Source organism: Parafrankia sp. BMG5.11, assembly GCF_004337455.1.
The window spans coordinates 1-13,878 of sequence record NZ_SJXI01000122.1; the positions used below are offsets into that span (position 1 = coordinate 1).

12 protein-coding genes and 1 pseudogene are annotated in these 13,878 nt (G+C 70.5%); 8 read left to right on the forward strand and 5 right to left on the reverse strand.

Going from position 1 to position 13,878, the window contains the following annotated elements:
* The first annotated feature begins 661 nt into the window (after positions 1 to 661).
* The 4 genes from E0504_RS46030 to E0504_RS46045 all read left to right on the forward strand — a co-directional run bounded on the left by E0504_RS46030 (position 662) and on the right by E0504_RS46045 (position 5,309).
* The gene (locus E0504_RS46030) at positions 662 to 1,537 is read left to right on the forward strand and encodes a xanthine dehydrogenase family protein subunit M (RefSeq protein ID WP_131627647.1); all 876 of its coding nucleotides are present in this window, start codon (positions 662 to 664) and stop codon (positions 1,535 to 1,537) included.
* Positions 1,530 to 2,000 (forward strand): (2Fe-2S)-binding protein, encoded by a 471-nt coding sequence (locus E0504_RS46035; protein WP_071067189.1) that lies wholly within the window; start codon positions 1,530 to 1,532, stop codon positions 1,998 to 2,000. Before E0504_RS46030 ends, E0504_RS46035 begins: the two co-directional genes overlap by 8 nt.
* 174 nt (positions 2,001 to 2,174) lie before the next feature.
* Positions 2,175 to 2,927 carry an SRPBCC family protein gene (locus E0504_RS46040; protein WP_131627649.1) on the forward strand — a complete coding sequence of 251 codons (753 nt, stop codon included), beginning with the start codon at positions 2,175 to 2,177 and terminating at the stop codon, positions 2,925 to 2,927.
* Between the two features lie 33 nt (positions 2,928 to 2,960).
* The gene (locus E0504_RS46045) at positions 2,961 to 5,309 is read left to right on the forward strand and encodes a xanthine dehydrogenase family protein molybdopterin-binding subunit (protein WP_112105012.1); all 2,349 of its coding nucleotides are present in this window, start codon (positions 2,961 to 2,963) and stop codon (positions 5,307 to 5,309) included.
* A 67-nt stretch (positions 5,310 to 5,376) separates the two neighbouring features.
* Here E0504_RS46045 and mftR read toward each other — a convergent pair whose 3' ends face one another.
* The 3 genes from mftR to mftD all read right to left on the reverse strand — a co-directional run bounded on the left by mftR (position 5,377) and on the right by mftD (position 8,073).
* A complete protein-coding gene (mftR, locus tag E0504_RS46050) occupies positions 5,377 to 5,979 on the reverse strand; it encodes a mycofactocin system transcriptional regulator (RefSeq protein WP_235013678.1) in 603 nt (200 codons plus the stop codon).
* Positions 5,980 to 6,091: 112 nt separating this feature from the next.
* Positions 6,092 to 6,892, reverse strand: a complete 801-nt coding sequence (gene mftE / locus E0504_RS46055) for a mycofactocin biosynthesis peptidyl-dipeptidase MftE (RefSeq protein WP_112105013.1) — start codon at positions 6,890 to 6,892, stop codon at positions 6,092 to 6,094.
* Positions 6,889 to 8,073, reverse strand: coding sequence for a pre-mycofactocin synthase MftD (gene mftD, locus E0504_RS46060; protein WP_131627651.1), 1,185 nt, complete (start codon positions 8,071 to 8,073; stop codon positions 6,889 to 6,891). The genes mftE and mftD overlap by 4 nt, the downstream gene beginning before the upstream one ends.
* Positions 8,074 to 8,480: 407 nt before the next feature.
* Between mftD and E0504_RS46065 the strand changes: the two genes are divergently transcribed.
* Positions 8,481 to 9,887 (forward strand): aldehyde dehydrogenase family protein, encoded by a 1,407-nt coding sequence (locus E0504_RS46065; protein WP_112105015.1) that lies wholly within the window; start codon positions 8,481 to 8,483, stop codon positions 9,885 to 9,887.
* Positions 9,888 to 9,923: 36 nt separating this feature from the next.
* Here E0504_RS46065 and E0504_RS46070 read toward each other — a convergent pair whose 3' ends face one another.
* Positions 9,924 to 10,526: a TetR/AcrR family transcriptional regulator gene (locus E0504_RS46070; protein ID WP_071067183.1), complete on the reverse strand. Its 603-nt coding sequence runs from the start codon at positions 10,524 to 10,526 to the stop codon at positions 9,924 to 9,926.
* A gap of 409 nt (positions 10,527 to 10,935) precedes the next feature.
* On the opposite strand from E0504_RS46070, the gene E0504_RS51685 reads away from it, so the two are divergent.
* On the forward strand, positions 10,936 to 11,502 hold the full coding sequence (locus tag E0504_RS51685; protein ID WP_207974708.1) for a hypothetical protein: 567 nt from the start codon (positions 10,936 to 10,938) through the stop codon (positions 11,500 to 11,502).
* Between the two features lie 129 nt (positions 11,503 to 11,631).
* Positions 11,632 to 12,252 carry a YdeI family protein gene (locus E0504_RS46080; RefSeq protein ID WP_112105016.1) on the forward strand — a complete coding sequence of 207 codons (621 nt, stop codon included), beginning with the start codon at positions 11,632 to 11,634 and terminating at the stop codon, positions 12,250 to 12,252.
* A gap of 263 nt (positions 12,253 to 12,515) precedes the next feature.
* Here E0504_RS46080 and E0504_RS46085 read toward each other — a convergent pair whose 3' ends face one another.
* Positions 12,516 to 13,208: a hypothetical protein gene (locus E0504_RS46085; protein WP_112105017.1), complete on the reverse strand. Its 693-nt coding sequence runs from the start codon at positions 13,206 to 13,208 to the stop codon at positions 12,516 to 12,518.
* 119 nt (positions 13,209 to 13,327) lie between these two features.
* On the opposite strand from E0504_RS46085, the pseudogene E0504_RS46090 reads away from it, so the two are divergent.
* Positions 13,328 to 13,471, forward strand: a pseudogene (locus E0504_RS46090) (Tn3 family transposase); the annotation flags it as partial.
* Positions 13,472 to 13,878 lie beyond the last annotated feature (407 nt).

Genomic DNA, 13,878 nt, shown 5'->3' on the forward strand with positions numbered 1-13,878 from the left:
ACCTTGCCGTCGAGCTTTCCCACCTGCGTCTCCTTGGCTGATGGTCCACCTTCCATCACGGGAGGTGGACAGGGATCTGCTGGAGCGCCACCCTGGCTTCGAGGCGGGCCAGTGCGGTACCGGGACCGTGGTGTGTGCCGAGGCCGGAGGTCCGCAGCTGGCCGACTGTTCCTCGGGGCCGAGGTCGAGGCCGGAAAGGTGCGTCATAGGCGCCTCCGCGCCTCGATCGCGTCCTCTCGCGCCGGCGCCGAAGCGGTACGGGAAGCCAGCCCTCCTGGACATTAAACGCTAGTTCAGCATCACGGCTGCGTGGCGTCAACCAGAACGCGGGCAGGATCGCCGTTCACGGGGCGGGGGGTGGGCGCTCGGAGGTCCCCGGTCCCTCCTCCGCTCCGTAGGACCGCCGGGAGACCGGCCTGCGCTGGTCCAGGCCTACTTGCTCGGTCTCCGGTGAAGCTTGTACGGTCGTTCAGTAACCCCGTGGAGACCACACTGATCCGTGCCGTGAACGAACACCTCGGCGGCGGCACCGTGAGCGAACCTGACGCCGAACGGAGCTGTTCGACGTCGTTCTCACCGTCGTCCTCTACTAGACCATGGCCTGGTTCTTCCGTTCGCTGGAGATCGAGGTCGACCCGACAAGTCCGGAGCCGCCACGGCAATGAAAGCGTCACGGTTCGCCTACCATGCGCCGTCCACTCTTGCTGAGGCGCTTGCTCTGCTCGCCGAGCACGGTGACAGCGCGAAGGTCCTGGCCGGGGGCCAGAGCCTGATTCCCATGCTCGCGATGCGACTCGCCGTCTTCGACCACCTCGTCGACCTCGGCCGGATACCCGAGCTGGCCGGCATCGACCATCAGGGCGACACCGTCCGCATCGGTGCCGCCACCACCCACACCGCAGTCGAGTCGTCCGCCGACCTCGCCAGGACCGTCCCGCTGCTGGCCCGCGCCGCCCCGTTCATCGGCCACTTCCAGATCCGCAACCGGGGCACGGTCGGCGGCGCGATCGCCCACGCCGACCCCGCCGCCGAGTTCCCCGCGGTGGCGCTCGCCCTCGACGCGCAGCTGGAGACCGTCTCGCCGCGCGGGGCGCGCACCATCCCCGCCGAGAAGTTCTTCCTCGGCACCTGGAGCACCGCCCTCGCCGACGACGAGATCCTCACCGCCGTGAACTTCCCCGCCTGGCGCGGCAGGACCGGGCACGCCGTCGAGGAGCTCGCCCGCCGCCACGGTGACTTCGCGATCGCCGGCGCGGTCGTCGCCGTCGAGCTCGACGGCGACGACCGCGTCCGCCGCTGCGGCATCGGGCTGCTCGGTCTCGGCTCCACGCCCGAACGCGCCACCGCCGCCGAACAGGCCGTGACCGGCACTGCGGCCGGCGAGATCGACCCTGTCGAGGTCGGGCGGGCCGCGATGTCGACGCTCCAGTCCGTTCCGGCCGACCTGCACGGCTCGGCCGACTACCGCCGGCGCGTCGGGGCCGCGATGGTCACCCGAGCCTGGCAGCGCGCGCTCCGGGAGGCTCACGATGGATGAAGTACAGATCAGACTGCGCGTCAACGGCCTGGAGCGCCGCGGGCGGGTGGAGCCACGGCTGACGCTCGCCGACTTCCTGCGGGAGCACTGCCATCTGACCGGCACGCACCTCGGCTGCGAGCACGGGGTGTGCGGTGCCTGCACGGTGCTGCTCGACGGTGCGGCGGTGCGCGCGTGCCTCGTGCTCGCGGTGCAGGCCGAGGGCCGCGAGGTCACCACGATCGAAGGCCTCGGCACACCGGAGAACCTCTCGCCGGTACAGGTCGCCTTCCAGGAGAACCACGGCCTGCAGTGCGGGTTCTGCACGCCGGGTTTCGTCGTGTCGGTCACCGCCCTGCTGCGGGACAACCCCGACCCGACCGACGAGGAGATCCGCGCGGGCCTGTCCGGCAACATCTGCCGCTGCACCGGCTACCAGGGGATCTTCAAGGCGGTACGGGCCGCGGCCGGTAACACACCGTGATCGACGGTCGGTCGCGCCGCCGCACGGGCGGGACGCCCGCGGCCCGGTCCCCGGGGGATGCCGTGGCGGTCGGCCGCCCGTTCCTGTCGATGCCGACCCTCCGCCCGGGGCCGGCCTGTCCACCGCTGTCCGCCCCTGGTCGTGGGCCCTACCTGCCTGTCGGTGAATGAGATCATGGATCTGAGCAACGAGTTCCGCGTCGACGCGAGCCCGGCCGTCACCTGGTCGGTCCTCACCGACCTCGAACGCATCGCGCCCTGCCTGCCGGGAGCCCAGCTTCAGGAGGTGGAGGGCGACGAGTACCGCGGCATCGTGAAGGTCAAGGTCGGCCCGGTCACCGCGCAGTACAAGGGCACGGCGACCTTCCTCGAACGTGACGAGGCCGCCCACCGGGCCGTCCTGAAGGCCGACGGCCGGGAGACCCGCGGCCAGGGCAACGCGTCGGCCACCATCACCGTGACGCTCGTCCCCGACGGCACCGGCACCCAGGTCAGCGTGCTGACCGACCTGCGCATCACGGGGAAGGTCGCCCAGTTCGGCCGAGGTGTGATCAGCGACGTCAGCGCCAACCTGCTTGGGCGCTTCGTCGAGTCCCTGGAGTCCACGGTGCTCCGCGGCGACACCACCACCCCCGCCTCACCCACCCCCGCCTCACCCACCGCCGGGGACCCCGTCCCGGCGGCTGCGCCGGCCACGAGCGCGGCGAGCGGGCCGGTCGAACCCGCACCCGCGGTCCCCGGTCCCGGGCTCCCGCCGGCACCCGCCCCGGCCGCCCCCGGGGCACGCACCATCCACCAGCCCGAACCCGAGCCCGTCAACCTGTTCGACGCCGCCGGCTCACCGGTCGTCAAGCGCCTCGCCCCGGTCCTCGTGGCCTTTGTCGCGGGCTGGTTGCTGAGCTCTCTGTTCCGCCAGGGTCGCGGCTGAGTTCCGCCTCTCCACTACCGTTCGAAGGGCGCCATGGGCAACCCCGCTGCCACGACAGCCACCGCCACGCCGACCGCCGCCCGTTACGCGGGCACCCGGGTGAACCGGGTCGAGGACCCACGACTGCTCACCGGGCAGGGAACCTACGTCGACGACGTGATGCGTCCGGGGATGCTTCACGCGTGCTTCGTGCGCAGCCCGTTCGCCCGCGCGCGCATCGTCGGCATCGACATCTCGGCGGCGGTGGAGCTGGAGGGCGTGCACGCGGTGTTCGTCGCCGCGGACCTCAACCCCGACATCCGCGAGCAGTGGTACGCGATCGTCGGCCGCGACAGCCCGGACACCCCGCGCCCGGCGCTCGCCCAGGACGAGGTCCGGTTCGTCGGTGATCCCGTCGCGCTCGTCATCGCGGACAACCGCTACATCGCGGAGGACGCCGTCGAGCTGGTGGACGTGGAGTACGACCCGCTGCCGCCGGTCGTGTACTACGTCGACGCACAGGAGTCGACGGAGCTTGTGCACGGGCAGTATCCGAACAACGTGGCCGGCCGGCTGGACAGCGGCGCGACGGATCAGGTGGACGAAGTGTGCGCCACCGCGGCGCTCGTCGTCGAGGAGACGATCTACCAGCAGGCGTACGCGCCCGTCCCGATGGAGACCCGCGGCATCGTCGTGGAATGGTCCGGCGGCGAGCTCACGATCTGGGCGGCATCGCAGTCGCCGCACGAGCTGCGGGCGTTCGCCGGGCGGCTCCTCGGCCTGCCGGAGCACCGTATCCGCGTGATCATGCGGGATGCCGGCGGTGGCTTCGGCCAGAAGGTCCTGGCTCTGCGCGAGGACATGTGCATGCTGCTCGTCGCGCGGAAGGTGCCGGCGCCGGTCAAGTGGATCGAGGACCGGCGGGAGAACCTCATGGCGGCCAACTCCGCGCGCCACGAGCACGGGGCCATGCGCTTCGCCTTCGACGAGGACGGCGTGATTCTCGCGGCGCAGATCGACCACGTCCAGGATGTGGGCGCCTATCCCACCCCGTGGCCGGTGGGCACCGCCGCCGCGGTCTGCCTGATGTTCCCCGGCCCCTACCGCGTCCCGGCCGCGGCCTGGTCGACGACGTCGGTGTTCTCCAACACGCTGGGTCGCAGCGCCTACCGGGGGCCGTGGCAGTACGAGTCCGTCGCCCGCGAGGTGCTGCTCGACGTGGCCGCGCGGCGGATGGGCATCGATCCCGTCGAGCTGCGCCGGCGCAACTTCCTGGCCCGTTCGGACATGCCGTACGTGAACCCGTGCCACATGCCGTACGACCACATGTCCCCGCGCGAGGTGTTCGAGAAGGCACTGGAGCACTTCGACTACGACGCGTTCCGCCGCGAGCAGGCCGAGGCCCGGGCGAACGGCCGTTACATCGGTATCGGCACCTGCAGCTACGTGGAGCCCACGACCTCCGCGATGGGCTTCTACGCGACGGAGGGCGCCACGGTCCGCATCGAGCCGAGCGGCACGGTCAACGTGTATCTCGCCGGCGGCTCGACGGGCAACAGCCTGGAGACCACCGCCGTGCAGATCGCCGCCGACACGCTCGGCGTCGACATCAGCGACGTCAACACGATCCAGGGGGACACCGCGATCACGCCCTTCGGCGGGGGGACCGGCGGCAGCCGCAGCGGTTCGATGATCGCTGGCGCGGTCGGGGTGACCGCGGGCGAGCTGCGCGAGCGCATCATCGCCATCGCGGCGCACCGCCTGGAGGCGGCGGCCGAGGACATCGAGCTCGCGGACGGGCGGGCCACCGTGCGCGGCACCCCCTCGATCGGCCTGTCGCTCGCCGAGATCGCGAACCTGGCGTACTTCGATCCCGCCGCGCTGCCGCCCGGTGTGCAGCCCGGGCTGGAGGCGAGCGGCCGGTACCAGGCGCAGGCACCGATGCTGTGGGCCAACGCCACCCACGTCTGCACCTGCGAGGTGGACACCACGACCGGGGTCGTCACCTTCCTGCGCTACCTGGTCAGCGAGGACTGCGGCCCGCGGATCAACCCGAGCGTCGTCGAGGGCCAGATCGACGGCGGGACCGTGCAGGGCATCGGCGGGGCCCTCTACGAGCACCTGGCCTACGACGAGGACGCCAACCCGGTCGCCACCACGTTCATCGACTACCTGCTGCCGACCATCGCCGAGGTGCCGCTCATCGAGCACGTGCACGTCGAGACGCCGGGGCCGGGCCCGGGGGGGTACAAGGGCGTCGGTGAGGGCGGCGCGATCGGCGCGCCCCCGGCCGTCATCAACGCGGTCGCGGACGCACTCGCGCCGTTCGGCGTCTCCGTCACCCGCCTTCCGCTCACGCCGGCGGCGATCGTCGCGCTCCTCGACGAACGGACGGCCGGATAGGAGACCGACGCCGGGCCGAATGCCGGTCGTCGCCATTCGGGCGGTGCGGTTCGTCGCCGGGCGAGCGTCACCCTGGCGAGCCGGCGAAGTATCCCCGCAGCCCGCGCAGGGCCTCGTCGAGGAACTCCTCGATCGTCCTGTCCTCGTGTTCCAGCCATTGTTCGTAGGCGGACAGGGCGAGCGCGAGGGTGACCTGGCCCACGGTACGCGGCAGCAGGTCGTCCGCGGTCAGATCGTGACGTTCGGCGACGTAGGAGGCTATGACCTCGCGCCACCGCCGGTACTTGAGAACGGAGTGGGCCTGCAGCGTGGGTGTTCTGAGCAGCAGGGTCATCCGTTGCCGGTGCTGGGCCGCGGCCTCGTGGTCCACGTGGTTGAAGGCGAGTACCGCGCGGTGCACGGCCTCGTGGACGGGGATGTCACGGGGCATGCCGGCCAGGGACTTCTGCAGTTCGACGAGGCTCTCGTCGAACTGCCCCCAGGGTATGTCGTTCTTGGACGGGTAGTACCTGAGCAGGGTCCTGCGCCCGACTCCCGCGGCGTCGGCGATCGCGTCCAGGGTGGTGGCGTCGAACCCCCGCTCGGTGAACACCGCGAAGGCCGCCCGCTCGATCGCGGCGTGATCGGTGACGGGTGGGCGGCCCTTCGGCCGTTTCGATGGGGTGGCCACGCGTACAAAATATGGGCGCTGTGACATCCGCGGGTCACGTCGGGTCTCCCGCTGCGCCCGGGACGAGGGCGCGCCGTGATGCCCGTCGGCCGTCCGGAGTCGGGCCCCGCGTTCACAGCCGTGGCGCCGCGGGCAGGGGCGGGCGCAGGCGCCCGTCACTGGCGGCCTCGCCGCTGTGGATCAGCTCGCACACGTTGTCGACCATCCGGCGCAGGATGCGCTCTCCTTCCTGGGCGGTGGCGGCGGTCGGGTCGCCGAGCACCCCGGACGGGGCGACGGCGGCCACTCCGCCGGTGACCAGGGCGGGTAGCAGCTCGTCGAGGGAGGTGGTGTTACCGGCTGCGGCCCGGGTCATGTCCACCTGGTCGGGTGCCAGGTGGAGCATGAGCGAGGTCTCGGTGAACCCGGCGTGCGCGTCGGCGGCGTCGGCTTCGCACGGCACCCACGCCACGTCGTGCCGTTCCTCGCGCAGCTGGGTGACGGCTTCGGTGAGGCCACGCAGGTTGCCGCCGTGGGCGTTGACGAACACCACCGGGCCGGACCAGGTGGACATCGAGCGGATCAGCTCGACCAGTACCAGGTGCAGGACCGGGCCGCCGATGGAGATCGTGCCCGCGAACGACTGGTGCTCACCGCTGGCGGTGTAGGTGAGGGGTGGTGCGACCAGGACGGGTTCGGCGGGGCGCCGCCGGAGGAGGAGCTGCGCCGCGCCTTCGGCCACCGCGACCGCGATCGTGGTGTCGGTGACCAGGGGCAGGTGCGGCCCGTGCTGCTCGCAGGACCCCACCGGCACCAGGACGAGCGGCCTGCCGGCGATGTCGGTCCAGGCCTGCCCCGACAGTCCCGTCCGGCCCGCGTCCGTTCGTGCCGCGTCTGCCCGGCCCGTGTCCGTCCTGCCCGCTCCGGTGGTCATCGCGCGGGCGCCGCGCCGAGCGTGCGGGGGAAGCCGTCGGGTACCAGGACGTCGTCCGGGGTCAGTTCGTGGATGGAGGAGTGCCCGAGGGACAGCAGGGCGGAGTCGATGCCGTTGCGCAGGACGTCCAGGACGTTCTCGACCCCGGCCTGCCCGCCGGCGGCCAGGCCCCACAGGTAGGCGCGGCCGATCATGACCGCCCGCGCGCCGAGCGCGAGTGCCTTCACGACGTCCCCGCCCCGGCGGATGCCCCCGTCCATGAGCACCTCGACGTCGGTACCGACCGCGTCCACGACCGCGGCCAGGGCCCGGATCGGGGCCGGAGTGCTGTCGAGGTTGTTGCCGCCGTGGTTGGAGACCGAGATCGCGCTGACCCCGGCGTCGCGGGCGCGGCGGGCGTCGTCCACCCGGGAGACGCCCTTGAGCATGAACGGCCCGTCCCACTGCTGGCGTAGCCAGGCGATGTCCTCCCAGCTCGGCGGGGGTGTCTGCATCCATTCGCCGTACGCGCCGAAGAACACCGGGGCCTGCTGGCCGGGTTCGGCCAGGTTCGGCACGCTCAGGTCGGGAAGCCGTCCGGTGCGCAGGTACTGGAGCAGCCACGCGGGCCGGGACACGCCCTGGGGTGCCAGCTTGACCATGGTCTTCAGGTCGAGCCGCTCGGGGATCCACGGGCTGCCCCAGTCGCGGCTGTGCGAGAACGACCAGTCCAGGGTGACGATCAGGCCGACCGCTCCGGCCTGCCGGGCGTGCTCCATCCGCCGGATCATCCAGTCCCGGGTGCCCATCCAGTACATCTGGAAGAACGTCTGCGGGTTGGCGGCGATGACGTCCTCGATCGGCTTGCTGGCGAACGAGGACAGGCCCATGGCGGTGCCCCGCGCGGCGGCGGCCCGCGCGACCGCCACCTCGCCGTCGGGGTGCACCGCCTGCACCCCGGTCGGGGAGATGAGCACCGGTAGGGAGATCGGCTGGCCCAGGACCGTGGTCTGCTGATCACGCTTGGGGGACAGCCCCGCCACGTGCGGCGCGAAGCCGAGCTCGTCGAACGCCGCGGTGTTGTCCCGGTAGGACACGCCGGCCTCCGAGCCGGCCAGCAGCGCGCTGTACACCGACTTCGGCAGCCTGCGCCGCGCACGCCGTTGTGCCTCGGCGACCGACTCGAACCATGTGCTGCTCATGCTCCACCTTTCGCGGCGCTCCCACGGGAGCAGCCGAGTGCGATCTCGTCTCAGCAGGCGGGGGGCGAACCCGGCCAGCGGGCTCTCGGCACACGCCGAGACCGGCGGTGCCGCCGGCGCGCGCCGGAGCGGATCAGCCAGCGCGTCCTGCCCGCGGCCTCCTCCCGGCGAGGAGCCGCTGTTCCCGGCATGCGAGAACATTAATGGCACTCGGGGCTAAAATGAAGCCCTGTCCCGAAATCGGGCGACCTGATCCCGCGGTTGCGTCAGGGCCAGGTTGGCGGGGCGCCCCGCGCGGTTCGCCGGTCGTATGTCCCTTGACGCGCGGATCCGGGTGGCACTAAACAGCTGTTTAGTGCGGTCGACGGTGCGTCACCAGCACTTCGAGCAGGGATGCGGAGGGGATCATGCCCGACGTCTCGATGATCATAGCCGGGGAGCGTCGAGCTGCCCGGTCGACCTTCGGTGTCGTGAACCCGGCGACGGGCGAGGTCCACGCGCAGGCTCCGGACTGCACCGCGGAGCAGCTGGACGAGGCGTTCGACGCCGCGGCGAAGGCCTTCGTCGGCTGGCGCGGGGACGAGGACGCGCGTCGGGCCGCCCTCGCCGAGGCCGCGAATCGACTCACGGCCTCGGCGGACCAGATCGGCCCGGTCCTGACCGCCGAGCAGGGCAAGCCCCTGAAGTCGGCGAAAAGGGAGGCGTTCGGAGCCGGCTACTGGCTCAAGTACTTCTCCCAGCTGGAGATACCTCGAGAGGTCATCCAGGACGACGCCCGTGCCCGCGTCGAGGTCGTGCGCCGCCCGGTGGGGGTCGTCGCGGCCATCACCCCGTGGAACTTCCCGATCATGCTGGCGACCTGGAAGATCGCGCCTGCGCTGCTTGCCGGGAACACGATGGTGCTCAAGCCGTCACCGTTCACGCCTCGCAGCACCCTGCTGATGGCCGAGATCCTCAGCGAGGTGTTCCCGCCGGGCGTGCTCAACGTCGTGTCCGGGGGAGACGAGCTGGGTAGGTGGATGACCTGGCACCCCACCCCGCGCAAGATCAGTTTCACCGGGTCGATCGCGACCGGCAAGCACATCGCCGCCTCGGCGGCCCCAGACCTCAAGCGCCTCACCCTAGAGCTCGGCGGCAACGATCCCGCGATCCTGCTCGATGATGTCGACCCCGCCGCCATCGTGGAGAAGCTGTTCCGGGGCGCCTTCGACAACAGCGGGCAGGTCTGCTCCGCCATCAAACGCCTCTACGTCCCCGAGGCGCTGCACGATCAGGTCGCCGACGCCCTCGCCGCCCGTGTCGCGGCGGCCAGGGTCGGTGACGGCATGGATCCGGACACCGAGCTCGGGCCGGTCCAGAACCGGCCGCAGTACGAGCGGGTCGGCGAGCTCGTGGCCGACGCGCTCGCGGGCGGCGCGACCGCGCTCACCGGCGGGGCCCCGGTCGGCGGCCCCGGCTACTTCTTCCAGCCCACCGTGATCACCGGGGCGGTGGAAGGCACCCGGATCGTCGACGAGGAACAGTTCGGCCCGGTGCTGCCGATCCTCCCGTACCGCGACGTCGACGAGGTCGTGGCCCGGGCCAACGCGACGACCTTCGGACTCTCGGGGTCGGTGTGGTCCGCGGACCCCGACCGGGCCGGCGCCGTGGCCGAGCGGCTGGAGTGCGGAACCGCCTGGGTCAACGCCCATGTCGCCCTCGGGCCTCACCAGCCTTTCGGCGGGGCGAGGTGGAGCGGACTCGGAGTGGAGAACGGCCCCTGGGGACTGGCCGGCTACACCGACATCCAGGTCCAGCACCGCGCCAGAGGCTGAGGCCGCCGTCAGACTGGCCGGCACGTTCGACTGCTGTCATGGCTCGCTGCCGGCCTCCGTCGAGGTTTCGAAACGCTGCAACAACCGTTCCACGAGAGCCAGTGCCTCGGTGTGGCCGTCGGTGATCCCGAGCATGTCCTCCGCCACGAAGCCACGGCTGACGACTCCGATCATGAACAGGATGATGGTGGGTGAGACCTGGGCCGGGTCGACTCCGCACTCCTCCAGCCGGCTCGAGAGGAGTTCGGTCTGCAGGCGCCGGAACTGCTTCGCGTACTCCGCGATCTCCTGGCGGATGCTCTTGCGGTGGTTCGCGAGCGCCATGAACTCGGTCAGCAGCGACGTGCCCGCGGGCTCGATGCTGGACTCCCACAGTCCGCGCAACGGTTGAGGTGATGTCAGGACGCGTCTCTGACGTTCGAGGTTCTTCTCGGCGCCGCGCCGGAAGAGAGCGAGGAACAGGTCATCCAATGTCGGGAAGTAATAGTGGATCAGTGCGGGTGTGACGCCGGCCGCGCTGGCCACACTGCGTGAGCTCACCGCGGCGTAACCCTCGTTTCGCATCAGTCGTTCGGTGGCGTCGAGCAGGAGCACGCGAGTCTTCGAGCTCTCGGTGCCGGTACGGCGTGGCGTGGTCATGTCCTCATTCTGGTTGACGCCGGCACGCAGCCATGCTGAACTTTTGTTCAGCGCGACGTGGGGAGAGTCTCACCGATCCGGCGCAGCTGGGTCGATCGTCCCGATGGCTGCCCCGGCGAGCCTCCGGCGCACGCCGACGTCCCCTGACGGTGGGTGACAGGCGAGGGTGGCGGTGTGACCTGCCGCGCGATCGCTCGCTGGTAATCCCCGACAAAGATCGCGGAGAGGGCTCCCCTGGTATCCCTTATCAGGATCCGGTGTTCTGCACGGCGGCAAGGGACGGGCTTGGCCGACCGTGCCAGAAGATTGCCAGGTCGTCACGGGCCCGGGTTGCGGCCACGAACAGCAGGGATGCGGCTGCGGTCGCTCGTTCGGAGGACTGTCCTCGCACCGTGCGACGACAACCGCGATGGTCCGCGACATCGCCATGCTGACGCGCGGCTCCTACCTCGATGCACTACGGGCGAGTCTCGTCGACCAGGGCTGGGTTACCGTGTCCGCTGATTCACTGGCTGCCGGGATGGCTCGACTCGTCCATGACTGGCCCGTCGGTGCCGTGGCGGAACGCAGACTCGACACCGGGGGTGCCTGGCAGATCGTTGATCCGAAGATGCCCGCGGTCGGTGCGGAATGGACCACCATTACCGGCGCCAAGGTCATGCTGGACCCGAAGACCAAGGGTTTGCACAAACCGTGCGCCGCGATGAAGCTCCTGCCCGCGCTGCCCGAGCTGAAACCCGTAGGAAAGCCCGTCGAGTACGTTCACATGAGTGAGATGGTGTTCATCGGAGAGAGCGTGGAGGTCTTCGACGACCCGGACGGCCCCAAGGACGCGGACTACCGCGAGATGCGGGTCTGGAAGGGCACGGGCGCCAGCTGTTCCTGGACCGCTCACTCCTGCCGCCCCTGCGAGACCCGCATTCTGTACCTGATCTGCGACGTCCCCACCAACATGATCGGAGAACCGGCCGGCTGAGGAGCCCGCCGGATAGTCGCACATCAGCCCGGCAGAGCGCCGTGGCCCGGGCGCAGGAATCCGCTGACGTGACCCCGGCCGTGCTCATCGTCTGCAGGTCATGTCGGCGCCGTCCATACGATGAAGCCCATGAACGCGGGTGACGGGGCGGCCGGAGCGGAGTCTCGAACCAGCGCCGAGCCGGAGGTGCTGGTCGTCGCCGATGCCGCGGCGTGGCGGGCATGGCTGGACGTGAACGAGGCCGTCTCCGACGGGGTGTGGCTGTTGCTGGCGAAGAAGGGCACCACGTCTCCGACCTCGCTGAGCTACGACCTCGCGCTCCAGGAGGCGTTGTGCAGCGGCTGGATCGACGGGCAGAAGAAGAGCATGGATGCGATGACCTTCCGGCAGCGGTTCACCCCACGCCGCAGGGCCTCGCTGTGGTCCGAGCGGAACATCGGCCTCGTGACGCGTCTGACGGAGGAAGGCCGGATGCGTCCCCGCGGGCACGCCGAGATCGAGGGCGCGAAGGCGGACGGACGCTGGGACCGGGCCTATCCGGGAGCTGCGAGGGCGCAGGTCCCGGATGACCTGGCGGCCGCGCTGACCGCCTCATCGGCTGCGGCGTCGGCGTTCGCGGGTTTGAACGGCCGTAACCGTTATGCGGTCCTGCACAGGATCATGACCGCGCCGAGTCCGTCGAGCCGGGCGAATCGCCTGGCGACGCTCGTCGGGATGCTCGAACGCGGCGAGACGCCTTACCCGCAGTGACCGGGTCGGATGCCGCGGCCTGCGTGACGACGACGTGATGCGGCTGCACCAAGTCCGCTTCGGGGTGACCAACCGACTTTCGACGTGCTTTACGAGCTTGGAGACGGACGGGCCGGGCACGACCTGGCTGACCGTGAGGTCCGCGGTCCGCAGCGAGATCTCCCTACGATCTTCTGGGTGATCTCTGGAGCCTTCTTGAGATCCTCAATTGATTCTTGGACCGGGGGAGTCATACCAGGCAGGTGCGCACCTCCGCGCCGTACTCACGTGTCGATCAGTAGCTGGTCGCGTGCGGTAGCGAACAGTTGCTGTTGGGCCGCCAGCTTCGTGGGCGTGGCAGCGGTGTCGAAGAGCAGCTGGTAGACATGGCCTGCTTTGCCCGCGACGAACAGCTCGACACGCTTACGGGGTTCGGCCTGGCCGGCCCAGTGATAGTCGATTTCCAGCCAGAGGGCGTCCTTGCCGCTCTGCCGGGTCGGGTGGGTGACGACCGTGAGGTCGGCCATGGAGGACTCGGTCGTGTCGCGGTACCAGGCGAGCTGTCCGGCAGAGGCAGCCTCGGGCGTCGATCCATACGAGGTGTCCCGCTTGACGCTCATGGCGTGGCCCTCGTTCGGGGAGTGCCAGGTGCTCTGGAGATCGTTGTCGACCACCTGAGTCCAGCCGTCCGGAACGGCGAAGGTGACGCTGAGACCGGGTGCGCTGACACGGCGCCAGCCACTTGGCAACACGGGCGGAGGAGACGCCTCCGGACCGGTCGGCGTGGCCGACGTGGTCGACGCGGATGAGGCCGGTGCGGCCGGCGTCTCGGAAACGCCCGAGGTCACGGGGGCACCGGCACCGTAGGCGAGGGACTGGTTAAGTGATGAACCACCGGTGAGCGGTACTCCGAACACCGCTAACAGAAGACCAGCCACGGCGACAATCGCCGAGACCAACGCGGCGATTTCCCCCACACTCATCCGCCGCCCCGCGTCACCCGGACTAATCACTTGGCTCCCCCGCCCCCTATATCACCTGCGCCATGGTGACATTCAACCGCGCGGTCCACACCCAGTTCACCTTCCAGGAATCCCACCACCGCCTGGCCCGCAAGATCTTCCATGGGCAGCGCGGGGAACTGCGCCAGGCCTACCGGGAAGGCCAGGAAGACCAGCTCGGCGCGCTGGGCCTGGTCCTCAACGCTGTCGTGCTGTGGAACACCCGCTACCTCGCCGCCGCAGCCGCACTGGCCGGGCACCTCCGCCAGATCGTCGTCGGCCAGGGGAGCGGGATCAGTCACGGGACCGATGATCCCGCGCGTCCCGCACCGGCGGTGTGGGCCGGAGCTGGCCGCGTACGAGGAGGGCTTCGTCACGGCGTGCGCCGCGACGGCACGAGGCACCGTGTGCGCCGTCCGGGACCCGGATACCGCGCACCCGAGCGCCCCGAAACCGCCGGCGCTGTGGCAAGTTGCCGAATGAACGTGGCCTGGTGTCGGAACCGCGCGAGTCGTGGGATGCCGAGCCCGTCCTATATCCAGGTGAGCCGGTGAGCACCGGGCGAGGAAAGGCCGGCGGCTCCGGTCGGACTGCCGGAGCCGCTACGGCTGCGCACCCTCCGCCGGCGGCTCGATGATGAGCTCCG

Bases quoted from the DNA above. Each gene is read 5' to 3' on its own strand.
- E0504_RS46045 (WP_112105012.1), top strand. From the start codon at position 2,961: ATGGGCAACCCCGCTGCCACGACAGCCACCGCCACGCCGACCGCCGCC.
- E0504_RS46040 (WP_131627649.1), top strand. From the start codon at position 2,175: ATGGATCTGAGCAACGAGTTCCGCGTCGACGCGAGCCCGGCCGTCACC.
- mftE (WP_112105013.1), bottom strand. From the start codon at position 6,892: ATGACCACCGGAGCGGGCAGGACGGACACGGGCCGGGCAGACGCGGCA.
- E0504_RS46065 (WP_112105015.1), top strand. From the start codon at position 8,481: ATGCCCGACGTCTCGATGATCATAGCCGGGGAGCGTCGAGCTGCCCGG.
- E0504_RS46035 (WP_071067189.1), top strand. From the start codon at position 1,530: ATGGATGAAGTACAGATCAGACTGCGCGTCAACGGCCTGGAGCGCCGC.
- E0504_RS46030 (WP_131627647.1), top strand. From the start codon at position 662: ATGAAAGCGTCACGGTTCGCCTACCATGCGCCGTCCACTCTTGCTGAG.
- mftD (WP_131627651.1), bottom strand. From the start codon at position 8,073: ATGAGCAGCACATGGTTCGAGTCGGTCGCCGAGGCACAACGGCGTGCG.
- E0504_RS46080 (WP_112105016.1), top strand. From the start codon at position 11,632: ATGAACGCGGGTGACGGGGCGGCCGGAGCGGAGTCTCGAACCAGCGCC.
- E0504_RS51685 (WP_207974708.1), top strand. From the start codon at position 10,936: ATGGTCCGCGACATCGCCATGCTGACGCGCGGCTCCTACCTCGATGCA.
- E0504_RS46070 (WP_071067183.1), bottom strand. From the start codon at position 10,526: ATGACCACGCCACGCCGTACCGGCACCGAGAGCTCGAAGACTCGCGTG.